Below are 24,356 nucleotides of genomic sequence, written 5' to 3' on the forward strand. Positions count from 1 at the left end.
TGGTGGATGGATATAAACTTACAATTAAAAAAATATATCATGCAGATAAAACATCAATTGCTTAAACAGCAAATCCAGAAAAAACTTGACCCAGTCTACGTATTAACTGGACAAGATAACTACCTTATTGAGGATTCCCTTAATAGTATCAAGTCATCGATTAAACAGATGCATGACTGTGATGAAAAAATAATTGCCGTTCAATCTTCGGAAGACTGGAACACCGTGATGGAGGAAGCAAACAGTTACTCCTTATTTTCCGATACGATTTTACTCAATATTCTCTATGATAAAAAATCCATAGATGCTGCAGGAAAAAAAATTCTTACTGCATACCTTAACGCAATTAACCCTCGCTGCTTTATTATTATCAGAGCGCCAAACATTCCAGCAAAACAATTAACCTGGTTGTCCAATCACAATCAGGTTCTGGTCGTAGTAGCCTATCCATTAAGCTCGGATGCAATGAAAAGCTGGATTCAATCTCAATTTAAATTGAACTCATTGAATAGTACCCCTCAAATAGCCGACCTAATTTACCAATATACTCAAGGAAATATGCTTGCTTGCGCTCAGGTAATTGAAAAAATTGCCTTATGCAACCCTCCGGGTAGCCAGATTACATCTCAATTGGCATTAGAGCACTTATTCGATCAGTGCGATTATTCTCTGTATGAACTGGTTGATGCATGCCTGCTAGGACAAGCAGATAAAGCAATCCAAATCCTGAGACAAGCGGTTAACAGTAAATCTGAACCAACATTAATTTTATGGATGCTTACTCAAGAGGTACGTTTATTACTCCAGTTATCTTCTTTGGTTCGACTAGGAACAAATATTAAAAACGCCTGCAGTGAATTAAAAATCTGGGCTCAACGAGTCAATTTATATCAATTAGCCATCAAGCGATTCGATGAGATGCATTTACAGCAGCTGCTCTGTTATTGTAAAGCTATTGATGAACAGATCAAATCCAGCCTCAATACCCAGGTATGGAATTCCCTGGAAAAACTGACCCTGTCTCTTAGTTTAGGAACGCAATGCACAGTATAGCAATCTTTGGAGGAACCTTTGATCCGGTTCATAACGGGCACATCGAAACAAGTATTACCCTGCAGAATTATTATCAATTTAATTCCTATTATTTTCTGCCCTGTAAAATACCGGCAATAAAACCCCCTGCACATGCGAGCAATGAACAAAGAATAGAAATGCTCAAGCTGGCTTTAAAAAAACTGCCAGAGTTTAGTATCGATTTAAGAGAAATCAATCGCGACTCTCCGTCCTATATGGTTGAAACTTTACAAAGCTTTAGAAAGGACTATCCACACGCATCAATTAGCTTAATCATTGGATATGACTCTTTTCTTTCATTGCCTCAATGGTATCAATGGAATCAAATCAAAGAACTAGCCAATCTGGTAGTCATTAACAGAGAGCACTACAAGAGAACTCCTGTACCAGAAGCCCTTGCACACCTCATTGCCGCTAACAAAAATTGTTCTAAAAAAGAGTTATTAAACAGTGAATCAGGAATCATCTGCTTTTTTGATGCAGGAGATTATGCAATATCGTCAACTGATATACGCAATAAACTAAAACAAAACCTGGATGTTAATAAAGAATTACCCAAAAAAGTTTATGAGTACATTAAGTTGTGGGCATTGTATCAATAATGTTTTCGGTTTGATCTACAGCTTTAACCTGTTTAATAAATTCAGGCAAATGAGCGTAGAGCAATGAAACCACGGGATCAAAACGCGCATAAAGCTTTGAATCATTAGAGTACTGTTGATACGGCAAGGAAGTCATTTTAACTGCAACCATAAGAAGCGCAACGATAAACACACCTCGTACAAATCCAAATCCCATACCCAAGGTTCTATCCGTACCACTTAATCCGGCACGTTTTAATATAAAGCTGAGAATGGCATTAATCACACCGCCTACGAATAAAGTGCCGAACATGATGATTATAAAAGCAATAGCGGTGCGTGCTGATTGTTCCTGTATATAAGATTGAAGCCAGGGATCGAGACTTTGCGAATAGTTAATTCCTAACCATATAGCCAGAACCCAGACGCACAATGCGACGAGCTCTTTTACAAATCCTCGAAATAATCCAGTCAAAACGGATAAACTAATGACAGAAATGATGGCAATATCAACCCATTGTAGTTGCATGGTTAACTCACTCCGGTATTCACAATGAAGCCATTAAGCTGCATGGCACTAGCTAATTGATTTTTTAATTTCATTACATCCAGTTTGCGAGGGGAGTGCCCAACGTATACTTTATATACGGCTCCATTTCTGCTGGCAGTCTTTATAAAATTCGCTTTATAGCCCTTGGTTTGTAAGCGTTTTACCAGTGATTGTGCATTGGATATTTGGGAAAAAGATGCCAATTGAAGCGCGTATAAGTCTTTTTTATTTGCAGGGATGTTTTTGGCTTTGGCGACAGAAAGCACTTTTGTCGATTTTGGAATCGGTTTATTGCGTGCGGCGACAACAGGTGCTGGACTTTTACGTTTTACGGCAGCTGCAGCTACGGTTTGTTTCACTACGGTTTGTTTCGCTATCGTTTGCTTTGCAGTGGATTTAGCAGCCTGATTTAATGCAAGTTGAACTGGTTCTGATTTAAGTTCAGGTTCAATGTTCGCCACTGAAACAGCCTTATTCGTATTCACCAGATCGGACTTAATTGGTTCTGCCCGAACCAACTCAGACAACTGATTCTCATCAGAAACCGCAGGAATTTTAACTTTAGCGACCTTGATGGTTTTAAAAACATCCTTCTCATTGGTAGAAACCACATCAGGTACTAAAGGTTTTGGTGGTAATTTGATATTAACACTGTAATTATTTTCAAGATTTTGGCTGGATTTTTTCAAAACGGCAGGTGCAAATATTGCGCCTAATGAAATAATAACGGCCAAACCAATTAAACGATGTTTCAGTTTCTCATCCATTACCAGTTTCATTGACTCTCCTTCTGCTCCAAAGTGTTATGTTGGGCAGCCATTACCTGACTAACCGTAAAAAATGAACCATAAACAACAATTAAATCTCCAGCTTCAGCATTATTCCAAGCCTGTTCAAAAGCAAGAAGCGGAGAATTGTAGCATAAATCTGCACCAATTTCTGCCCCCTTGAATTGCGACAACAGAAAATCTGCGCTGGCAGCTCGTTTGTTATCTAATTGTGCAGGATACCATCGATCAACACAATCCCTTAGAGGTATAATTAAACCAAAAATATCTTTATCTCTCAATGCGGAAAATACTGCATGTACCTTACTTTTGATTCTCAAGTGTTTGACTCGCTCTGCCAAGAGACGGGCAGATTGAGGATTATGCGATACATCGTATAATACAGTTACATCCCCCCTTTTGCACAACTGCAATCTTCCTGGCAAAAACAAAGACTTCATTGCAGCACGATAATGTTCATTTGATACAGGTAATTCCCCTTCCAGCAATAAACAGGCGCTAATAGCAGCGGAAGCAGATTTTAGTTGTATGCAAGGAATTGGCAGTTCAGAGATCGTTCTGCCTGCAAAATCAAAGCTCCAAATCGACTCATGAAGCTGGAATGAAAAATTCCTTGAATACAAAAAACTCGGTGAATCAAGGTCTTTTGCCACATGAAGAATGCTTGCGGGAGGATTTACATCTGCATAAATAAATGGTTTTTTCAATCGCAAAATACCGGCTTTTTCATTGCCTATGGCTTCCAGAGTGGTACCCAAAAACTCCTGATGATCGTAGTCAATAGTCGTAATAATTGCTAAGTCTGTATCAATAATATTTGTCGCGTCCAGTCGACCGCCCAATCCCACCTCAAGAATCAGCACGTCAAGATGTTGATTTTTGAAATACCATAATGCAGCCAATGTCGTCATTTCAAAATAGGTCAGATGAACGTCATCGCGTCCCTGTTCTATAACCTGAAAAGCATGACACAAATCCTTATCCGCTATAGGCTTTAAATTGACTCGAATGCGTTCATTAAACTGGATAAGATGCGGGGAGGTGTATGCCCCAACCCGATACCCGGCGGTATGGTATATTGTTTCAAGAGCAGATACTGTAGAGCCTTTACCATTAGTACCCGCCACAGTAATTATTTTACAATCCAGGGCAAGCAGATCTAATTCTTTTGCTACTGCCCTGATTCGTGTTAAACCCAATTGGATTTCCTGAGCATGACGGGATTCCAGATTAAGTAACCACTGGTTTAAATCCCACTCACTTGACGGACTAGGCAAATTGACTCCCTAAATTTTTACCCGTCAATTTGGCGACTAATTCAGAAATCGTAGAACGCAGATTCTTGCGTTCAACTATCATGTCTATATGTCCGTGCTCCAGCAAAAACTCACTTCGTTGAAATCCTTCGGGTAATGTTTGTCTCACAGTCTGTTCAATAACTCTGGGACCTGCAAAACCAATTAAAGCATTAGGTTCCGCTATAATGACATCCCCCAGACTGGCAAAGCTGGCAGAAACACCACCCATAGTTGGATCAGTCAATACGACAATAAAAGGCAATCCGGTTTCAGCGAATTTAGCCAAAGCAGCTGAAGTTTTAGCCATTTGCATTAAAGAGAACAAACCTTCTTGCATCCGAGCGCCGCCACTTGCAGTAAAACAGATGTAAGGGCGTTTTTCCTTGGTAGCAATATTGATTGCACGAACAAATTTTTCACCGACGGTTGCCCCCATTGAACCACCCATGAAATTAAATTCAAAAGAGCTGACTACAATGGGTTGTTGGGATAAGGTTCCCTTAACAACAACAAGAGCTTCTTTTTCACCAGTAGCTTTTTGAGCTTGGGAAATTCTGTCTTTATATTTTTTAGAGTCCCTGAATTTTAATCTGTCTTGCGGCTCAAGATGTGCTGCAATTTCTTCCTGACCAGCCTCGTCAAGAAACTGAGCAATTCGTGTGCGCGCTGAAATTCGATGATGAAAATTGCATGATGGACATACCATGAGGTTTTTTGCCAGCTCAGTACTGTAAAGCACTTCATTACATCCTGAACATTTAACCCATAATCCTTCAGGAACCCCTTTCTTCTGTGAGGTTTCAGTACGTATCCTGGACGGTAATAGTTTTTTAAACCAGCTCATAAATTAGAACCTATATATATAGTGAATCGATTATTATTATACACAAAAGAGAAGATATACTTAACACATCATGCTCTGCCATTCATTATCAGGAACCAAGTGACCAAGTCATGGGACTAAAACTTCCAGATACAGCCCCCTGATGGGATCACATTCACGTTCCGCATTTTCTCATTATTAATGATTTAAATCTACCCAACACATGCTCTACACCACTTTTAACTCATAATGACCAAAATCATAACATCCTAATTTTATTAGCCAATTTTTTGTATTTTTTAAAAAAGTGTACTAAGCGCACTAAAGTTTTTCGGGTCTGTTCCGATAACAATAGTGGGTACGGTAAATTTGCAAGAAAAATAATGAATTTATCGAACAATAAACAAGGATTCAGGTCTGAGGAGACTAAATCATGGCTCAAGTAATTAATACCAACGTAGCGTCGTTGACGGCCCAAAGAAACCTCGGGGTGTCAGGGAACGCAATGCAAACATCAATTCAACGATTATCATCCGGTTTTAGAATTAACAGCGCAAAAGATGACGCTGCCGGTTTGGCAATTTCTCAACGTATGACGGCCCAGATTCGCGGTATGAACCAGGCTGTTCGAAATGCTAATGACGGTATCTCACTGGCTCAGGTAGCTGAGGGTGCGATGCAAGAAACGACCAACATCCTGCAACGTATGAGAGAATTATCAGTACAGTCCGCAAACTCAACTAACAACTCATCTGACCGTGAATCTATTCAGAGTGAGGTATCACAATTACAAAGTGAGTTAGATCGTATTTCTAATAATACAGAATTCAACGGTCAAAGAATTCTGGACGGCTCATTCACTAACGCCAGTTTCCAGGTCGGTGCGAACGCTAACCAAACCATTTCGTTCAGCATTGGTAGTGTTAAAGCATCCTCAATTGGAGGTATTGCTACTGAAACAGGTACTGAGGTATCTGGAGCTGCAGCTACTGACATTACGATTTCCATTGGAGGTGGTTCATCCACGACCATCAACTCATCTGCCGGATTTGCAGGCTCGCTTGATGGTCAAGACGGTACATCTGCATATGCTAAAGCTGCTGCCATTAACGATGCTGGGGTAGCCGGATTATCTGTAACTGCATCTACTTCCGGTACTCAAACAGTAGGAGCCATCGGTGGTACTGCTGCTGATACTTACAACTTGACAATTAACGGTGTTGCGATATTCACTGGTCAGGACGTTGCAACAGCAATGACCAACTCCACCCTCCGTGACGCAATCAATGGTGTAAGTGATCAAACTGGTGTGATTGCAAGCTTAAATGGTGGTGACTTAACCTTAACTGCAGCTGATGGTCGTAATATTACCGTAACTGAAAGTGGTACCGGTTTTACTGCGGGTACTGATGGTATAACTGTTACAGGCGGTGACTTCGATGGTGTATTACGGGGAAGCCTGTCAATAAGCGCTACAGATACAATCAACATTGGTGGTACAGTAGCTACTGTTGGCCTGAGCGCTGCAATTGCAAAAGACTCTCTAGGAATTGACTCTCTGGATGTGAGCACTGCCGATGGAGCCCAAACTGCAATCAAGCGTATTGACTCAGCATTGAACAGTGTAAACGCCAACCGCGCAAGCATGGGTGCGTTGCAAAACCGATTTGACTCTACAATTGCTAACCTTCAAAACGTATCAGATAACTTATCCGCTGCTCGCAGTCGGGTTCTTGATGCTGACTACGCTGCAGAAATGGCAAATTTAACCAAGAATCAAATCCTGCAACAAGCTGGTACAGCAATGTTGGCTCAAGCGAACAGCATGCCACAATCTGTTCTATCCTTGTTAGGTCGGTAATGAAGTAACAATTAAGGTGCAGCGTTTGCTGCACCTTAATTAGTTTGTACCCCAAAGTAATTTGGGTATAAAGGAGTATGAAATGAAAATTGAATCTACACCTTCAATCAGTCAAACAAACCAGAATGAATCTCTGCTTGACGCAGATGAAGTTGCCAGTGTGGAGCAACAAAGCACTGTAGGTTCTGTCAAGGATCCTGAAACAAAGCAGACATTGGATGAAGCAACAGGTCTGATTCAGACCATTGTTTCCGATAAATTGTCAGATAAAGTAATACGCAAAATGCCATCAGATGAATACTTGCATTTATTAAGTTTGCTTGATGAAATAATAAGTGGTTCTATAGATAAGCACGTTTAATAAATGGACCTGTTCAATGTGAATTAATAAAGAGTACCATTTTAAACCAATTTAATTAAGGGACTATATGAGTTTATCATCACCAGGCGTGGGTTCAGGACTAGATGTAAAAACTTTGGTTGATGCATTAGTCAAAGCCGAAATTACACCAGCACAGGTCCGTCACGACAAACAGTTAACTAACGTAAACACTGAATTGTCCGCAATTGGACAATTAAAAAGTTATTTATCTAATTTCCAGGCCTCTTTAACCAAGTTATCGGACTTAAGTCAGTTTTATAACATGAAATACTCTATGAGCGATCAGGATTATTTCTCAACATCGATAACACCACAGGCAGTTAAAAGTTCATACCAGATTGAGATTCAAAAGCTGGCTCAACAACAAAGCCTTGCCAGTAACTACATGACCAATACCGGCAGCGGTACTATGACGATAAATTTTGGCACCTATAATGGCGATAAGACCGTATTTACTCCTAACGCTACAGCCACGCCCTTATCCGTTACGATTGCTCCAGGAAGCGACAGTCTTGCCGCAGTACGTGATGCTATTAATAACGCAGGAACATCCGTAACCGCCAGTATAGTACAAGACAATACGGGATCGCGGCTTACCCTAACCTCCTCAAAAACCGGCGAAAATTATGCTATGAAAATTACGGGAGACATTGCTGCATTAAATTATGATCCTACAGCAGGGATCAATGCGTTAACAGAAACAATAGGTGCACAAAACAGTCTTGTAAAGATTAATGGACTAACATTAAGTCAAAGCAGTAACCAGTTACAGGATGCGATAGCCGGTGTCACACTTAACTTAAAAAAAGCAGAGATTGGAAAACAGATCACGTTAAATGTTGATGATAATAAAGATCAATTGTCCAGTTTGGTGAATGATTTTATTAAACAATATAATGACACGATGACCTTTCTCACCAATTTAACCGGTTACAATTCTACAACCAAACAAAGCGGAGTATTTCAGGGTGATCCTCAATTTCGAAGTCTGAAGCTCAATCTGAACAAATGGGCTACCAGTCCAATAAACACTGGATCCAGTCCTATCAAATCATTAGCTGATTTAGGTATTACCACCAATAAACAGGGTTTATTGGAAATCAATCAAGATAAATATAAAAAAATCCTTGACACTAATTATAAAGATATTGGTTCCTTGTTTGCAAAAACAGCCTCAGCAACTGATGCAAACATTCGAATCAAATCAGTCAATACGAATGTAAAAGCAGGCTCTTATGATGTAGCTCTGAGTGAGTTTACACCAGGCGTCAGTATGTCAGGAACTATCGGTTCTCTTTCTGCGACCTCCTCTGACGGTATCACGCTAAAAGGGAGTGGAGCACTGAGCGGATTATCCCTCAACGTCCTGTCTGGCTCTACTGGATCACGAGGACAAGTGGTAGTCACAGATGGCATCGCAGTATTAATGAATTCATTAATAGATTCTTATATGGGTACCGAAGGAGACTTAAATGTCAGAGCAACTCAGTTAAACAATCAGGTGAAACAGTTGGGAAAAGTTCAAGACGTTATCGATACACGCAGCGACTCCATTCAAGCCAGGTATTTAAAACAATTTACTGCGCTTGATACACTGCTGACCCAACTTCAAAACACCAGCGGATTTTTAACTCAGCAATTGGCTAATTTACCCCAAATTAAAAAATAAAATGAGACTACAGAGATGAAAAATCCATACGCACAAATTTCAAATCAATACAAATCAATTGAATTGCAAACTCGTATTGATACGGCATCCCCTCATGAACTCATTGAATTACTCCTGCAAGGGGCGCGATCGCATATAGCCACCGCACAAGGAAATATCCAAAGGAAACAAATTAAGGATAAGGGTGAGCACATTGGAAAAGCAATCACCATTGTAGAAGGTTTAAAATCAAGCCTGAATCAGGATCAAGGTGGTGAAATCGCTGTAAATCTTCACAAGATATATGAATACATCCAGCATATATTGCTGAAAGCCAATCTGAACAATGATGAAGATTTGTTAGCTCAGTCGAATATGTTGCTCGCTGAAATTCATCAAGCCTGGCAATCTATAAGTTCCAGTGCTGAATCTTAGGTTCTGTTGATAATTCAAATTTCGACGTCCCGCGACTTGTTCGCGGGATCCAATTCAATCTTTATTGGCGCAATATATTCTTGTTTTGCGCAAAATCTCTCGATTCCGCGAACAAGTCGCGGAAAGTAGGCTTGAAAATTATGAAATGTCAACAGCCCTTAGGTTCTGTGAACGAATTTTTAATCTATTGCAAATAAGTCGTCATTGCGAACAAAGTGAAGCAATCCATTACAGCGTGTTAGCGAAGATTCGATCTGGATTGCTTCGCCAACATTCGCAATGACGGTTTTTTATGCAATAATTAAATTTTGTTCACAGAACCTAGTATTTAAGTAATATCCATTAAAAAATGTTAAGTAAATATACTTTTTGCCGCTATAAAAGATACGATGAATAAAAAATTGAAATCATTATGAACAAAATTTTGATATCAATATCCGCACTGCTTGGGTTTATGTTAACGAGTCACACCAGCTTTGCCTATGTTCGTTACGGCGAAACCTTATGCAATAAACCTGATTATTTTTGTATGAAAGTTAAAAATGGAGAAAGCTGGGAGGAATTATTTCCCAATATTGAAGAAAGAGATATAGTTCGACGCATAAATCGTATGAATATTAGCTTAAAACCGGGAATGACGATCGCCATTCCTAAAAACATAGAGCGCCTGACTATATATGATGTATCTCCTTTTCCGCGCTATATAGAATCTGACGGCGAAAAAACCATCTATGTAAGCCAAAAAAAATTAGCCTGGGGAGCTTATGATGAAGATGGAGAACTGCTCTGGTGGGGACCCATTTCTTCAGGAGTGGGAAAATGTAATGTTGCCGATGGCTGTGGCACCCCTACTGGCTCGTTTCGCATTATTAGAAAACAGGATATAGACTGTGTCTCAACGGTATTCCCGCGCAGAGCCAATGGAGAAAGCGGCGGCGCTTTAATGCCCTACTGCATGCATTTTTTTAGAGGATTTGCCTTACACGGAAGCTATGATGTTCCCGGCTACAGAGCTAGCCATGGCTGTGTTCGAATGTTCATAGAGGATGCCCGATGGCTCAACGAAGAATTTATTGATCTTCCAGGTGGTGGAATGAAGGGAACTCGCGTGGTTCTTGATGCTCCCGATGACCCTAATGAGCAATAAGTACTCATACCCAGCTCAATAGACAAATAAAGAACAAAATGGTACTATTTTAATGAGTGATATTTGTCTTTAGGTATGCTAACTTATAAAGTTGACTTTGTGATTAAAAAAACCGCACCTCTGACGGAACCTAAAGGGATATTGTACCCCCCGTCTTTTATCGTTTTTGTTTGGTCTGTAATTCTCGCAAAATCAAATTACCTTGGTAAACCTGGAGATCAATAAAATAATGGCTCATTATAATACACAGTCAGAATCAGTGCAGACAACTGCTATTCGATCCTTTATGCCCTGGATGGTTTGGGGTTTAGGATGCCTATTTTACTTCTACGAGTGTCTGCTACAAGTTTCTCCCAGTGTCATGAGCAATGAATTAATGAGAGATTTCTCAGTAACCAGTCAAACTCTGGGTATACTCTCCGGAGTATATTTTTACTCCTATGCTGCCATGCAATTGCCCGGTGGAGTATTAATGGACTATTTTGGTCCTCATCGCCTGTTAACTGTAGCTACAGTAGTGTGTGCCCTCAGTACAATAGCTTTTGGTATGACTGATAATTTTTTTATGGCATGCATTGCTCGACTTATGATTGGTTTTGGCTCTGCTTTTGCAGCAGTTGGTACGATGAAATTAGCGGCAAACTGGTTTCCAGCACAAAAATTCGCTTTATTGACAGGTCTCATGGTCACTATTGGAATGTTGGGAGCCATAGGCGGAGAAACGCCCCTGGCCCTCCTCATTGATGGCTTTGGCTGGCGTCATAGCATGATCATCATGGGCGTCATTGGAATGCTCCTTGCAGTTTTAATCATTTTAATCGCCCGAGATACCCCTAAAAATTATAAACCTCCAGTACACCAACATCCGGTTGACGATGAAGAACGCTTGCTACCTAGTTTAATAGCTTTGATCAAAAACAAACAACTATGGCTTGTTGCCACTTATGGTGGCCTTATGTATATGGCAACACCCGTTTTTTGTGGACTATGGGGCGTTCCTTTTCTAATGAATAAAATGTTGATTGCCAAATCAACAGCAGCAAATTATATTTCGCTTGTATTTATTGGATGGGCGATAGCCAGTCCTCTATGGGGGATATTCTCCAACCGCATCGGTTTACGAAAACCCCCTATGTATATAGGATGCATTGGCGCGTTACTCTGTTCCAGCATCTTTATTTTTGTTCCTGTCAGCTCATCATTGATAATGCAAGTCCTGCTCCTTGCCTTTGGGATTTTTTCGGCTGGCTTTCTGCCTGCATTCTCCGTTGCAAAAGAGTTGTGTAACAAGAAATACGTTGCTACAGGACTGAGCTTTATGAATATGATGAACATGGTGGGCATTGCTCTGGCACAACCCCTGATAGGTTATGTTCTCGATAAAATGTGGCAAGGTGAAATGAGTGGTACCATTCGAGTTTACCCACTTGCTGCGTACCATACCGCCTTGGCAATACTGCCTTTGGGTATGATCATTGCGCTGCTTATTTTACCAAAAATTAAAGAAACCTATTGCCAAAGTGTACATTAATGAAATAATACGGCGTTTTAAAAGTAGAAAATTATGGCTAAAAAATTATATATTAAAACCAATGGTTGCCAAATGAATGAATACGATTCATCAAAAATGGCAGAAGTCTTAATGGAATCTCATGGTTTGGTTAAGACCGATCAAGTAGATGACGCTGACGTCATATTGCTGAATACTTGCTCTATCAGAGAAAAAGCTCAAGAAAAAGTATTTTCACAGTTAGGTCAGTGGCGAGAATATAAGGCAAAAAATCCTCACGTTGTTATAGGTGTTGGAGGATGTGTAGCCAGCCAGGAAGGGGCTGATATTATAAAAAGAGCTCCTTTTGTTGATATTGTTTTTGGTCCTCAAACCTTGCACAGGCTCCCTGCTCTGTTGAATGAACGTCTTGAAAAAAACAAATCAGTTGTTGACATCAGCTTCCCTGAAATTGAAAAATTTGATCATCTACCTGCCCCAAGAGCTGAGGGTCCAACAGCTTTTGTATCGATTATGGAGGGTTGCAGCAAATATTGCAGTTTTTGCGTGGTTCCCTACACCCGCGGAGAAGAAATCAGCAGACCATTTGATGATGTGCTGGCTGAATGCTACCAACTTGCAGCTCAAGGCGTAAGAGAAATCAATTTACTGGGACAAAATGTGAATGATTATCGTGGAGCCATGGAACACGGGGAAACCGCTGATCTGGCACTATTAATTCACTATATCGCTGCAATTGAGGGAATTGGTCGAATTCGCTTTACTACTTCTCATCCTTTAGCTTTTTCGGACAATCTAATCAATGCTTATGCTGAAGTTCCTGAACTGGCCAATCATTTACATCTTCCTGTTCAAAGCGGTTCCGATCGTATTTTAGGATTAATGAAACGAGGTTATACCGCTCTTGAATTTAAATCCAAAATCAGAAAATTACGTAAAATCCGCCCTGATATCCGGTTGTCTACCGATATTATCGTAGGTTTTCCTGGTGAAACAGATAAAGATTTCCAGGACACTATGGATTTGGTTCATGAGATTGGTTTTGATACTTCGTTCAGCTTCATCTATAGCCCAAGACCAGGAACGCCTGCGGCCAATTTACCTGATGACACTCCGTTGGAGGTAAAAAAACAACGCTTGCAAATCTTGCAAAATCGATTGTTACTAAATGCTTCTCGTTACAGCCAATCCATGATAGGCACTACCCAAAGAATTTTAGTTACCGGATTTTCCAAAAAAGATAATAATCAATTGGCTGGCCGTACTGAATGTAATCGTGTGGTCAATTTCGAAGGCGCAGAACAGCTTATTGGCCAATTTGTCACACTACAAATTACTGACGCGTTGCCAAATTCATTGAGAGGACGCCTGACCGAAGTTGAGATGCAACCAGTCTGATGATAGAACACATTCAAAAGCAAATTACAATTCCTCGCGAGTATCACAGTCAACGTATCGACAGTGTACTCGCTCAACTGTTGCCGGAATATTCACGCTCACAAATCAGCAACTGGATCAAATCTGGTGCGGTGACATTAAATAACAAGCCATGTAAACCCAAAGACAAAACACTGGACGGAGATCTGATAAAAATTCATGTTGATTTGAATAGAATCGATACTGATTTTACCCAGTGCGAACCAGAATCTATTCCCCTTGATATCATATACGAAGATGACGATGTTCTGGTTTTAAATAAGCCTGCGGGGCTAGTGGTGCATCCAGGTGCAGGGAATAAAGAACATACTTTAGTCAACGCCTTGCTGCACCATGCATCAGCTCTTCAACATTTGCCGAGAGCAGGAATAGTTCACCGTCTGGATAAAGATACAACAGGATTATTGATTGTAGCAAAATCACTAATGGCGCATACCTCTTTAATTCGCCAAATGCAGGCACGCGACATAAAACGAAACTACATCACCTTGGTACTCGGTCATGTGATATCTGGAGGAACGATTGACACAGGTTTTGGCAGACATCCTAGAAACCGGCTTAAGATGGCAGTTACTGGACAAGGCAGACAGGCTATTACTCATTATGCAATTAAAAAACACTATAATGACTTCACGCTTTTAGATGTGAGCCTGATGACAGGAAGGACTCACCAAATCAGGGTTCACCTGGCTCATATCAATCATCCTGTTGTTGGTGACCAACTTTATAATGGACGAATCAAATTCCCGCTGAATGCCAACGATCAATTAAGAATGCAACTTCAGCAATTTAAACGACAAGCACTTCATGCTTGCTCCATTACCTTTCGTCACCCCAAGACAGAAGAGGAATTGACATTTAAAGCCCCAATGCCTGATGATTTCAAATTATTGCTGGAAACCCTGGATGAGCATTATGAATACTAGATTAGCCAATTGGTCCGCTCCACGAAATATTACAGCCTTATCGACTACTCGCCTGTCAGGGTATAGTGTCTCGCCGTATAATGAAAATAATCTTGGTTTACATGTAGGTGATGATCCCCTGCATGTTATGAAAAACAGAGAACAGCTGAAAGAGATTTTGCGTCTTTCGGAAGAGCCTGTCTGGTTAGAACAAACACACAGCACCACATGCGTCATTCCTGAAGCAGACTCGAATCGGTGTGCCGATGCAGCAATAACTCGCTCCCCATTACATCCCTTAGTCATTCTGACAGCAGATTGCCTCCCCATTACTCTGTGCAACGTACAAGGTGATGAAATCGCAGCCATCCATGCCGGTTGGAAGGGTTTATTTAATGGGATTGTAGAAAACACTCTGTCTAAAATGAACAGCGATACGTCAGACTTACTGGCCTGGATTGGTCCGGCAATCTGCCAAAATTGTTACGAAGTGGGAGATGAAGTACATCAATCCTTTACTGAAAAATACCCTTTAAGTCATGTAGCATTTAAACCCACGGGCAGCAAATGGCTTGCAAATTTGCCTAAAATTGCCAAATTAATCCTTAATTTACATGGAGTAACAGCGGTTTATCAGTCGGATTTATGTACTTTTGAATTAAAAAATGAGTTCTATTCCTATCGTAGACAATCACAAACAGGTAGAATAGGTACTTTTATCTGGTTTAACGATCAACCTCGGGATGAATAAAATGATAAAACACTTAAAGTTATTAGCAAGCACCTTACTTCTCTTAACAGTCTCTTTAGCAGTGCAAGCTGATGAGACTGTTATGCCTAATTTGGCACCCGTTTTAAAAAACATAATGCCAGCAATTGTTAATGTTGCCGTCCAGGGTTATTTACCCAATGACGCCTCAGCCTCAGGAAGTGATGATGATGCGGCTCCAGAAAACAAGCGTCAGTCTCGAGTTCCTGATAAAGGCCGTAAATTTGAAAGTATTGGATCTGGCGTCATCATAGATCCCAAGTCAGGCGTCATTGTCACCAATGACCATGTTATACGTAACGCCAATTTAATTACCGTAACCCTTCAGGATGGAAGACGTTTGAAAGCACGCTTGATTGGTGGAGACAGCGAAACGGATCTGGCTGTACTTAAAATTGATGCAAAAAATTTAAAATCACTGGTAATTGGTGATTCAGATAATTTGCAAGTAGGTGATTTTGTTGTTGCAATAGGTAACCCATTTGGGTTAAACAGCTTTGGTAACAGCCAATCGGCTACTTTTGGTATCGTTAGCGCACTGAAACGCAGCGATCTGAATATTGAAGGTGTAGAGAACTTTATTCAAACTGATGCAGCGATTAATCCAGGAAACTCTGGAGGAGCGCTGGTTAACACTAAAGGCGAATTGATAGGAATTAACACCGCCATCATATCCCCATACGGCGGGAACGTCGGAATAGGATTTGCCATCCCAATCAACATGGTTAAAGATGTTACCCAACAAATTATCAAGTTTGGTTCTATCCATAGAGGGCTGATGGGAATCTTTGTTCAGCACTTAACTCCAGAATTAGCACAATCTATGGGGTATCCTGAAGACGTCCAGGGAGCGCTGGTATCACAGGTTAATGAAAATTCTCCTGCTGAAATTGCCGGATTAAAAGCGGGTGATATCATAGTACAAATTAATGATACCAAAATCACTCAAGCAACTCAGGTTAAAACAACGATTAGTTTATTGCGGGTCGGATCTACAGCAAAAATCATGATTTTACGTGATAATAAGCCCTTGACATTAAATGCCGAAGTGACTGATATCAAAAAACATGAGCAAAAACTGCAATCCAACAATCCATTTCTTTATGGACTGGCTCTACGCAATTTTGAACAAGAATCACCGCCTCACGGTAATGTTATTGGAGTACAGGTTGTAGGCGCGTCAGAAAGCAGTGCTGGATGGAGAGCAGGTTTACGTCCTGGTGATATTATTATCTCCGCTAATAAAGTCCCAACCAAAGACGTAAAAACATTACAATCCATTGCTCAAAATAAAAAGCAGCAATTATTAGTTCAGGTATTACGTGGCCCAGGAGCTTTATTCCTGTTAATCATTTAATTCCTCATATTCATAAAAGCGCAGACATCAATAAATTCTCTCATGATGTCTGCCTTTTTTAATCGGCCAAGCCTCTAAATATTATCCTTGATAATCCCAAAAAAATAATAATCGCTTTAAAACTAACCTGTTCACAGGTCACTCTTTGATTCATATACGCATCTTACTCTCAAGTTGATGTTCTGAATCAATGCTTTCTTCCTCGTCAATCAAAGGACTCATCAATAATTCTTGTCTGGAGCCGGTAGTTAACTCCGTTTTATCAGTCGATGTAACCTCTTCTACCAATTCATCTATTTCCCTCCTCGTCCTGGGGACGAATTTTTGACTACGAGTTACAGATTGGTTAAAACAATCATAAAGTTTCTGTTTTAGTGCCTCATTATCACTATCTGATACATATTTCAGGACGGCACTATGTGCCTTTTCAGTCAATACAACAACTTTGCCAGGGTTTTCCTTTAACTGTGATTCAAACTCTTCTATCATTTTTTGAGGTGATTTTTGAAATTCTACTGTGATCGTATGTTCATCAATTTTTGATTTTATTTTACTATTAACTAACCCAGCTAACGCGGTTTTAGAATAACTGCCTTCCTTTTCAGCTAGCTTTTTACTACCTACAGGCACGGTAATCTCATCAGTGCTTTGAGGCTTTTGCTCAAAAAAACTTGCTATCAGTTTAAATGGCTTGGCTATCGTTTCTGCAATAACTTCCACGCCCTTTTGTATCGCTGCTAAGGGAGCCAATACTATCATTGGTAGTAGTGCCATGAGAGTTAATCCAACTTTTAATCCCGTAGAATTTCGACTGTAGACGAGACTTAAAGTATTTAAAATATCATTAAAACCCGCTTTTGGATTTAGCAAAGAACCAATAATAATGCCTGGTGTTTTGGCTAAACCAACCAATACACCAAGTACCAAACCGGCATTTTGCTTTGTCTTTGAAGCCTCAGGATCCATATATATTGAAAAGGCATATCCCAAAGCTCTATCTAATGGACGTGCAGTAGTTATTAGTGTAAAAAAATTACTTGTTTTTCCGCCATTAATGGCTTTACTTGTTAATTTGGCGTTTTCCAGTACCTGCTGTGGTGTTCCAAAAAAGTCTAAGGCGCGTGTTTCCATTATTGAGTGCAATAGTGGATCATGTTCTGCTCCTGCGGATAAGACTTCTATTGAAGTAAGTGAACAATTATTGGTATGTAAATTGAATTCTTTCTTTTGGGGCCCAGCTACAATTTCATGCATTTTTTTTAGCATAGCCTCAGGATGTAAACCTCTTTTACCGTTCACCGCTAAAGGCAATAATACCCTATGATCAGGAGGAACACCGGCTATGACATAGAGATCTTTATTGTTCTTATAGAATTCATCAAATTTATTTAATTTCATTAAATCTATTTTTGCTATATTTAATTCTTGCAGTAATTTTTTATGATTTTGTTCATAAAATTGAATTTTACCCAAGAAGACTTTTTCTAATAAGGATAAGTTATCTCGAATTGTTTTGACATTCTCTATGGGAATAATTCTGCATGGTTTATCAAGTAACTCTTCCCAGTTGTTTAGAGCGTTGTTTAATCGAAGCTCTAGCTCTTTTGTTAATTTTACACCATGATTTTCATAGTGCATTAATTCGTTTTTGAGGTCTTTAAGTGCTTCCAGGCGTTTTTCATCTTCGGGGCTTTTATTTTTATTTCTTGATAGTTTATTAAACGCATTTTCTACTTGTTTTAAAATTACACTTATTGACTCAACTGAAATATCACCATATTCCAGCTGTGTCTCCAATTCTGGGAATGCTTTTTCTAAAGCGGCATTAATCGCTTTTGATAATATAACTGGTTCAACATGTTCTGTTTTAAAGGGATCAAGGGCTTTTGCTAATTCATCTAACTTATTTTGGGAAAATTCCACTCGTTTTTGAAGTCCATCTATTTTAGTTTCTAAAATTGTGGTGAGATTTTGGTTTTTAATCTCTTTTTCAATTATTGCTTTTTCTTTCAAGAGCTCGTGTGTTTTCTTTTTTATTTGGGAAGTAAGATATTTTATAAATTTATCAATTTCCTTCTCAGTAGGAGGATTTTTTGATTTATTATCTGATTTCTTGGTTGTAGATTTACCTCCATTTAATTGCTCTAAATAGCCATCACAAATTTCATCAAAATTTAAATTTAAATTCTTAAACATCAACCGAGTAGATCCACTCGCATTATAACTATTGAGACCATTAATTTTAATTTGTACACGCTCAATTAAATTGAGTTTTTCGTCAATTTGAGCGAGTTGTGCTACTTGTTGATATCTTTTTAATAAAACTTCGGGTAAATCACGTTGATGTATCATGACAGAAGGTGCGTAGTCTAATACGCGCTCTCTTAACTTACCTCGATGTACTCGTTGCTCTGGCTGAAAGTATTCTTTCCATTCAGGCGCATAATGAAATTCTTTGCCTTCACGCTCATTTAAATAATCATCTTTTTCTGTTTGAAGCCTCCCAGGCCACCAACTCCAATCAATTTCAAAAAAAGATTGTTCATATGAACTATTTTCAGTTGGGATTATGACACCCGAGGAATGATATTTTGCTTGTCGTACTTCAACACGTTTTCTACTGACAGGAATTAATTTTTCAACTGACTCAAGATATTGATCAAAGGTTATCGTTTCATCATTTTTTTCTGTGCAAAATTGTTCAAATGATTGTTTGCAGCAATATTGTTCTATCCATTTTTTGATTTGTTCTGTAATGGGTAACTTCATATTTATCGCAGCATGACCAACATTTCCTCCAAATAGAGTTTGATCCGCAATAGTCATCATTCCATTACTAGGCCTATCCTGAGTACCCCAGGTTTGGACAGTAATATCAAATAAAGAATCATTTGCTTCTAAATGTTCATCTTTGGAGCGAGACATATATAGTTCTCCATGCGAATAAAGCAAAGACACATTAATATTTCAAATGTTCATATTTTAATTATATCAGACAAATTCCAAACAGCTTTCAAGGGGGTGTTTGTAGATAATTAAAATAAGCGTTTACCTCCATCGCTAAAGCTAATTATGGTAATGCTTTGAAAGTGTTAATTTATGATTATTCACAATTTTTCATAGAGTTAGTTAAGGCAGGTGTTGAAGCAAGATGTACTAAATATGATGGAGAGTAAGTAATAATCAGGTGCAGACGAGCAACACTATCTTTATCAACCAGCTGATAGTAGGAAAACAGTTCAACTAATACATGCATCAGACTTTTATCAACTTGTTTATATCATTCGATATAAATTTGTTGTAAATCCATGCTCAACTAATATGATGCACCAACCAAATCAGAGCTGTTCATAGGTCTTAGTAAGAAAATCTATAATTCATCTTTCCTGCATATCAGCTGATGTCTGATATAAGGCAACTTATCAACAGCTCAAAAGTGCGTTAAGAAGTTAAAGTCATTCCTGACTCATTTCGATGCTCTTGTGCTTGCTCTTCACCCTCATGCTCACTGTTACAAACAGCATTCGCGTCCATTACCTCAGTAACATGTACCTTATCAGCTTTTGTAGCTGTCCATAACCGAGCAGGCGTGTCTCGTAAAATATCTGCAGGGGTTGAAACTTCCCTCTTTGGTACATCAGGAATAGATGAGAGTATTCGTGATGTGGAACTATCATTTTCTAATAATGGATTCGCTGTATTTAGATCAGCTTCGTTACTATTTGCATTAGCCTTCAGCTTTTCTTTTTCACTTAATTGATTGACTAAAAATTTAGTAATTCCCATTGAAATAGTCGCTCTAAATACAGAAGCAGTCAAAGATGAAATGGTATCAATAACAGCATTAGTTGTTTTTTCAACCCAATCAGACGCGACAACAGCCAGAACTCCTAATACAGCACTCAATATAATCGCCGAACCAATCCCTACCGCTGCAGCTAAACCTGCCGGAGGAAATAGAATAAACAGTCCCGTTAGCAAAAGTGAAACTCCCAGCAAAGCATGTCCTAATGGTTCACTCCAATGAATACCGGATTCATGCGACTTTTTAGAGAGTATTTTTTGTGCTTCGCCCTGTTTTTGTTCACGTAGTTCTTTCATAGAAGATTGAACTTCTGATGGCTTTATCTGCTCATCTTTTTCAGTTTTGAATTGACGCAATTGATTCATCATTTGTTTCTTCTGGTTGTACGCAACTGCTGCTCCGTGCATAAACTCGAACATTCTCAGGTTGGTTTCTATGTCGTGTTGTGTTCTTCTGTATACAAACTTGGCTTCAGGCAAACCTTTAGCGCCAATTTCAGGATGAAATTGAGTAGTGATAATTGGAACACCATTGATATTTTCTGTTAATTCGTTGGATTGATTATCACTTGCTATGCCTGACTCGATAAAACCTTTAGGTAATTTAGATATTATTTGACTGTGTGCACCAAAAAAATTACCTTCATAATGTGTTGCAGTAACATCTTCAGTAAACTCTCGCCCACCAAATATCTGAGCCGCCATGGTGTCTTTATTTATTCTGATCGTATCGTAATTCATGTAGCATTGCGTCTCTAACTGCGTTGCTTTCAGATCAGCAATTTCCCCACCACCATATACAGCGATCACCTGATGTCCTCCGCAGACACCCAGTATTGGCATTCCTTTTTCGATGGCAACATGGACTAATGCAAGTTCTGCTACCGTGCGAGAAAAGTCATAAGGCTGCCCTTCTTCTCTCTCTTTATTAAATAATTCAGGATCAATCATTGCATTGTTGCCCGATAAAGCCAGACAATCAACGTCCTCTAGGACTTCAGCGGCTCGAGCCTTAGCATGTGCAAAAAGGATTTGTCGTCCTTGAGGATCTTTATAGAGCTCTTGAAATTGTTCATCAGGGATATCTTCCAGCATCATTCTGTAATCAGCATCCACAATAGTAGAACCAACGTGTTCAAATGCTTCTTTTAAAGAAATAACACTGCTTCCACCAACAATAGGACTGAAAGTAACCGCGACTTTTGTCATATACCCTATCACCCATACAATGAAGTTGAATCCATTATAAACTGCCAGTATTAAATAAACCTTAAGTGATTCCAAATAAAACACTTATCGAGTTACTTAATATAGATTGTTATAGAGCGGAACGATATGGCACAAACTCTGTGCCTGGAAAATTAAAAAAATTAAAAAAAACAGGCTCACACTCTTGACATCAGAACGTGAAAAAGACAAAATCACGCCTCTTGTGGCTATGTAGCTCAGCCGGTTAGAGCGCGGCACTCATAATGCTGAGGTCGGTGGTTCGAGTCCACCCATAGCCACCAATTCGCTTCCTTATAAAAATCCTTAAGTTAGTTATCAAAAAAGCTATTGTAACCAGTCAATTTTAGTTATTATGTTAGCATTCATGACTTTACGGTTTTTAAATGCGCTCTTTAGTAATTGTACTTTTAGCCTTGATGTGGTCTTTCTTAATTCATGCTAATGACGTTAATATTTCGACCATCACTAAAAATGGCTCGACTATATTTTATCTACAGGCCGGTGCATTTAATTTAAAGAAAGATGCAGAACTACGCCAACAGGAACTTGCAAAGCTAACAAATCAAAAAATTGAGATTAAAAATCTTGCTGATAAGCATCTGTACCTTGTTCAAATTGGGCCAATAGAAGATTATCAGACCGCCAGAGAACTAAAAAACGCCTTGTCTCAAAAACCAGATAACCAACAGAATAGCGCAAGCGCAAAACCTGCCTCATCTCTTGGCGCTGGACAGGTGCCTCAAAATCCAGAACAATCGCACTCTCTTCCCCCTTCCAGTAAGCTGTGGAATTTGAGAAATGCAGATATCCGTGCCGTCATAGCGGAAGTATCACGAGTCACCGGTAAAAACTTTGTGATTGATCCCAGAGTACAAGGAAAGATATCGATCATCTCTTCATCTCCTCTATCCAATCGTGAATTGTACCAAGTATTTCTCTCAGTACTGCAGGTATCAGGTTATGCAGCCATTCCTAACGGGGAAATCATTAAAATTATACCGAATATTGATGCGAAGACCCAATCGCCAGATCTGCTTAATGATATGAGAAATCCTCCCAGGGGGGATGACATGATGGTCTCTGTCATTCCGGTGCATTATGTTCCGGCTGAACAGCTTGTTCCTGTATTGCGCCCGTTGATGCCCCAGTGGAGCAGTGTTTCTGCTTATGCCCCCTCCAATATGCTCATCCTGTCCGGAAGGGCAAATAACATCAAAAGTCTGACGGATATTATCAGACAGGTTGACACCTCTTCGTCAAACGGAATTGATATGGTACCATTGAAACATGCGCTTGCCATGGATATAGCCAACACCCTGAAAGATTTAGTTAAGACGCAACCCAGTATAGGAAGCAGGACGCAAATTACCATTGCAGCAGATGATCGTTCTAATGCTATTTTAGTTAGTGGCAATAAAACCGATAGAATCAGACTGCGAATGTTAATATTAAAATTGGATAGAGAAAGTTCAGAAGGCATTAACTCCAATACGCAAGTAGTTTATTTGAATTACCTGAGAGCTGAGGATTTGGTCCCCATACTCGCAGGCATTGCTCAGGCAAATTTCAGCGGTAATGTGGGAACAACGATTGGCACCATTACTCGTCCTGCATTAGACAGCACCAATCCTGCCTCCAATCTGGTCAGTTTAAGCGGAGCAGATGGCCAGAGTTCATCACAATCGATGTCAGCTAACTCAGGTCTGAACTCATCTCAGGCAACGGGAAATACCACATCAGCAAACACTCAAAATGAAGGGTCTACCAAGCCGACGGTACAAATTATTGGAGAACCCAATACCAACTCCATTATAATCAATGCTCCTCCTTCAATTATTCGCATACTGAAAAATGTAATCGCTCAATTAGACATCAAACCAGCCCAGTTATTGATCGAAGCTTTAGTTGCAGAAGTTGATGAAAATGATGTTAATAATTTAGGTATTGAATGGGGTTCTGATCTGCAAACTGGAGATCCCAAAAAATTCAGACCAGGCTTTGCCATTATAAACAGCAAAACACGGACTGATAATTTTCAGGCACAGATTTATGCTTTGGCTCGAGAACAAAAAGCCAATATATTATCAACTCCATCAGTAGTGGTTCTGGATAATCGCCAGGCTAAAATTCTCGTAGGTAAACAGGTATCTGTAGCTTCAACCACACAGCCTAGTAACGCAGGAGGCTCGACTAATGGAGGAACGCCATTCACAACGTTCGACAGGGTTAATGTGGCTTTGCACCTTTATGTAAGACCGCAAATCACACGTGGTCAGGGAATTCAAATGCAAATTGACCAGGGTAACGACACCCTTGATCCAGCCAGCACTACTGAAAGTTCTCTTAACCCCACGTTTAAAATCAGCAGCATCGTGACCTCCGTGCATGTTGAAAGCGGGGATATTGTTGTATTAGGCGGTTTAACCCAGGACAGCCTTGGAAATGACAATAACCGCATCCCCATCCTTGGTGACATACCTGGACTTGGTAAACTGTTTCAACACAACATTCGGAATCGAGACAAACGTGTTCTCATGGTCTTTATTAAACCGATTATACTTCGTAATGAGCGAGACAACCTAGAGGTTACCGGAGCAAAATACAATGACGTTCGCCAATACCAATTAGACTGGATACGGTCACAGGAACAATATGAAGAATTGAATAGTCAGACCTTATTACCACCGTTAACCCAAGGGAGTTTGCCTGTACCCTTTAGTGGCCGGCCTAAAAACTTATCAAAAATGACCAAGTAAA

General features: G+C 39.7%; 19 protein-coding genes and 1 tRNA gene. 14 read left to right on the top strand and 6 right to left on the bottom strand.

The genetic code is table 11. The features are described 5' to 3' along the window. The first annotated feature begins 39 nt into the window (after nt 1-39). Together holA and nadD are read left to right on the top strand one after the other, a co-directional pair. Nucleotides 40-1,053: a DNA polymerase III subunit delta gene (gene holA, locus ELY21_RS03995; protein ID WP_127107161.1), complete on the top strand. Its 1,014-nt coding sequence runs from the start codon at nt 40-42 to the stop codon at nt 1,051-1,053. Further along, nucleotides 1,041-1,676, top strand: coding sequence for a nicotinate-nucleotide adenylyltransferase (nadD, locus tag ELY21_RS04000; RefSeq protein ID WP_127107103.1), 636 nt, complete (start codon nt 1,041-1,043; stop codon nt 1,674-1,676). Before holA ends, nadD begins: the two co-directional genes overlap by 13 nt. Here the strand turns inward: nadD and ELY21_RS04005 are convergent. Genes ELY21_RS04005 through accD form a run of 4 tightly spaced genes read right to left on the bottom strand, consistent with a single transcriptional unit; the run spans nt 1,651 to nt 5,135 of the window. Beyond that, nucleotides 1,651-2,184: a CvpA family protein gene (locus tag ELY21_RS04005; protein WP_127107105.1), complete on the bottom strand. Its 534-nt coding sequence runs from the start codon at nt 2,182-2,184 to the stop codon at nt 1,651-1,653. The two genes, nadD and ELY21_RS04005, sit on opposite strands and share 26 nt — an antisense overlap. 2 nt (nt 2,185-2,186) lie before the next feature. Beyond that, on the bottom strand, nt 2,187-2,984 hold the full coding sequence (locus tag ELY21_RS04010) for an SPOR domain-containing protein (protein ID WP_127107107.1): 798 nt from the start codon (nt 2,982-2,984) through the stop codon (nt 2,187-2,189). Continuing rightward, nucleotides 2,981-4,270 (bottom strand): bifunctional tetrahydrofolate synthase/dihydrofolate synthase, encoded by a 1,290-nt coding sequence (gene folC, locus ELY21_RS04015; RefSeq protein WP_127107109.1) that lies wholly within the window; start codon nt 4,268-4,270, stop codon nt 2,981-2,983. The genes ELY21_RS04010 and folC overlap by 4 nt, the downstream gene beginning before the upstream one ends. Continuing rightward, nucleotides 4,263-5,135: an acetyl-CoA carboxylase, carboxyltransferase subunit beta gene (gene accD, locus ELY21_RS04020; RefSeq protein ID WP_127107111.1), complete on the bottom strand. Its 873-nt coding sequence runs from the start codon at nt 5,133-5,135 to the stop codon at nt 4,263-4,265. The genes folC and accD overlap by 8 nt, the downstream gene beginning before the upstream one ends. A 412-nt stretch (nt 5,136-5,547) precedes the next feature. On the opposite strand from accD, the gene ELY21_RS04025 reads away from it, so the two are divergent. The 10 genes from ELY21_RS04025 to ELY21_RS04070 all read left to right on the top strand — a co-directional run bounded on the left by ELY21_RS04025 (nt 5,548) and on the right by ELY21_RS04070 (nt 16,565). After that, a complete protein-coding gene (locus ELY21_RS04025; RefSeq protein ID WP_127107113.1) occupies nt 5,548-6,975 on the top strand; it encodes a flagellin in 1,428 nt (475 codons plus the stop codon). An 82-nt stretch (nt 6,976-7,057) separates the two neighbouring features. Then, a complete protein-coding gene (locus ELY21_RS04030; RefSeq protein WP_127107115.1) occupies nt 7,058-7,336 on the top strand; it encodes a hypothetical protein in 279 nt (92 codons plus the stop codon). Between the two features lie 67 nt (nt 7,337-7,403). Continuing rightward, on the top strand, nt 7,404-9,026 hold the full coding sequence (gene fliD, locus ELY21_RS04035) for a flagellar filament capping protein FliD (protein WP_127107117.1): 1,623 nt from the start codon (nt 7,404-7,406) through the stop codon (nt 9,024-9,026). A 15-nt stretch (nt 9,027-9,041) separates the two neighbouring features. Further along, a complete protein-coding gene (gene fliS, locus ELY21_RS04040) occupies nt 9,042-9,440 on the top strand; it encodes a flagellar export chaperone FliS (RefSeq protein WP_028384450.1) in 399 nt (132 codons plus the stop codon). Nucleotides 9,441-9,894: 454 nt separating this feature from the next. Further along, nucleotides 9,895-10,587 (top strand): L,D-transpeptidase, encoded by a 693-nt coding sequence (locus tag ELY21_RS04045; RefSeq protein WP_370272473.1) that lies wholly within the window; start codon nt 9,895-9,897, stop codon nt 10,585-10,587. 229 nt (nt 10,588-10,816) lie between these two features. Next, a complete protein-coding gene (locus ELY21_RS04050; RefSeq protein ID WP_127107121.1) occupies nt 10,817-12,118 on the top strand; it encodes an MFS transporter in 1,302 nt (433 codons plus the stop codon). A 33-nt stretch (nt 12,119-12,151) separates the two neighbouring features. Beyond that, nucleotides 12,152-13,495: a tRNA (N6-isopentenyl adenosine(37)-C2)-methylthiotransferase MiaB gene (gene miaB / locus ELY21_RS04055; protein ID WP_127107123.1), complete on the top strand. Its 1,344-nt coding sequence runs from the start codon at nt 12,152-12,154 to the stop codon at nt 13,493-13,495. After that, entirely contained in the window at nt 13,495-14,460 is a 966-nt protein-coding gene (rluD, locus tag ELY21_RS04060; RefSeq protein ID WP_127107125.1) for a 23S rRNA pseudouridine(1911/1915/1917) synthase RluD, read from the top strand. The genes miaB and rluD overlap by 1 nt, the downstream gene beginning before the upstream one ends. Beyond that, nucleotides 14,450-15,190, top strand: coding sequence for a peptidoglycan editing factor PgeF (gene pgeF, locus ELY21_RS04065; RefSeq protein ID WP_127107127.1), 741 nt, complete (start codon nt 14,450-14,452; stop codon nt 15,188-15,190). Before rluD ends, pgeF begins: the two co-directional genes overlap by 11 nt. Nucleotide 15,191: 1 nt before the next feature. Then, entirely contained in the window at nt 15,192-16,565 is a 1,374-nt protein-coding gene (locus ELY21_RS04070) for a Do family serine endopeptidase (protein WP_127107129.1), read from the top strand. A 150-nt stretch (nt 16,566-16,715) separates the two neighbouring features. Here the strand turns inward: ELY21_RS04070 and ELY21_RS04075 are convergent, their stop codons facing one another. Both ELY21_RS04075 and ELY21_RS04080 read right to left on the bottom strand, forming a co-directional pair. Next, a complete protein-coding gene (locus ELY21_RS04075; protein ID WP_127107131.1) occupies nt 16,716-19,490 on the bottom strand; it encodes a protein SidG in 2,775 nt (924 codons plus the stop codon). Between the two features lie 516 nt (nt 19,491-20,006). Next, nucleotides 20,007-21,578 carry a gamma-glutamyl-gamma-aminobutyrate hydrolase family protein gene (locus ELY21_RS04080; protein WP_127107133.1) on the bottom strand — a complete coding sequence of 524 codons (1,572 nt, stop codon included), beginning with the start codon at nt 21,576-21,578 and terminating at the stop codon, nt 20,007-20,009. Nucleotides 21,579-21,803: 225 nt separating this feature from the next. On the opposite strand from ELY21_RS04080, the gene ELY21_RS04085 reads away from it, so the two are divergent. Together ELY21_RS04085 and lspD are read left to right on the top strand one after the other, a co-directional pair. Continuing rightward, a tRNA-Met gene (locus tag ELY21_RS04085) sits at nt 21,804-21,880 on the top strand. A 102-nt stretch (nt 21,881-21,982) separates the two neighbouring features. Next, entirely contained in the window at nt 21,983-24,355 is a 2,373-nt protein-coding gene (gene lspD / locus ELY21_RS04090; protein ID WP_127107135.1) for a GspD family T2SS secretin variant LspD, read from the top strand. Nucleotide 24,356 lies beyond the last annotated feature (1 nt).

This window comes from Legionella sp. km535, assembly GCF_003990085.1.
GTDB lineage: Bacteria > Pseudomonadota > Gammaproteobacteria > Legionellales > Legionellaceae > Legionella > Legionella moravica.

What these genes read in the sequence shown, in the direction of transcription:
- holA (WP_127107161.1), top strand. Translation starts at nt 40, where the DNA reads ATGCAGATAAAACATCAATTGCTTAAACAGCAAATCCAGAAAAAACTT.
- nadD (WP_127107103.1), top strand. Translation starts at nt 1,041, where the DNA reads ATGCACAGTATAGCAATCTTTGGAGGAACCTTTGATCCGGTTCATAAC.
- ELY21_RS04005 (WP_127107105.1), bottom strand. Translation starts at nt 2,184, where the DNA reads ATGCAACTACAATGGGTTGATATTGCCATCATTTCTGTCATTAGTTTA.
- ELY21_RS04010 (WP_127107107.1), bottom strand. Translation starts at nt 2,984, where the DNA reads ATGAAACTGGTAATGGATGAGAAACTGAAACATCGTTTAATTGGTTTG.
- accD (WP_127107111.1), bottom strand. Translation starts at nt 5,135, where the DNA reads ATGAGCTGGTTTAAAAAACTATTACCGTCCAGGATACGTACTGAAACC.
- ELY21_RS04025 (WP_127107113.1), top strand. Translation starts at nt 5,548, where the DNA reads ATGGCTCAAGTAATTAATACCAACGTAGCGTCGTTGACGGCCCAAAGA.
- ELY21_RS04030 (WP_127107115.1), top strand. Translation starts at nt 7,058, where the DNA reads ATGAAAATTGAATCTACACCTTCAATCAGTCAAACAAACCAGAATGAA.
- fliD (WP_127107117.1), top strand. Translation starts at nt 7,404, where the DNA reads ATGAGTTTATCATCACCAGGCGTGGGTTCAGGACTAGATGTAAAAACT.
- fliS (WP_028384450.1), top strand. Translation starts at nt 9,042, where the DNA reads ATGAAAAATCCATACGCACAAATTTCAAATCAATACAAATCAATTGAA.
- ELY21_RS04045 (WP_370272473.1), top strand. Translation starts at nt 9,895, where the DNA reads ATGTTAACGAGTCACACCAGCTTTGCCTATGTTCGTTACGGCGAAACC.
- ELY21_RS04050 (WP_127107121.1), top strand. Translation starts at nt 10,817, where the DNA reads ATGGCTCATTATAATACACAGTCAGAATCAGTGCAGACAACTGCTATT.
- miaB (WP_127107123.1), top strand. Translation starts at nt 12,152, where the DNA reads ATGGCTAAAAAATTATATATTAAAACCAATGGTTGCCAAATGAATGAA.
- rluD (WP_127107125.1), top strand. Translation starts at nt 13,495, where the DNA reads ATGATAGAACACATTCAAAAGCAAATTACAATTCCTCGCGAGTATCAC.
- pgeF (WP_127107127.1), top strand. Translation starts at nt 14,450, where the DNA reads ATGAATACTAGATTAGCCAATTGGTCCGCTCCACGAAATATTACAGCC.
- ELY21_RS04070 (WP_127107129.1), top strand. Translation starts at nt 15,192, where the DNA reads ATGATAAAACACTTAAAGTTATTAGCAAGCACCTTACTTCTCTTAACA.
- ELY21_RS04075 (WP_127107131.1), bottom strand. Translation starts at nt 19,490, where the DNA reads ATGTCTCGCTCCAAAGATGAACATTTAGAAGCAAATGATTCTTTATTT.
- ELY21_RS04080 (WP_127107133.1), bottom strand. Translation starts at nt 21,578, where the DNA reads ATGACAAAAGTCGCGGTTACTTTCAGTCCTATTGTTGGTGGAAGCAGT.
- lspD (WP_127107135.1), top strand. Translation starts at nt 21,983, where the DNA reads ATGCGCTCTTTAGTAATTGTACTTTTAGCCTTGATGTGGTCTTTCTTA.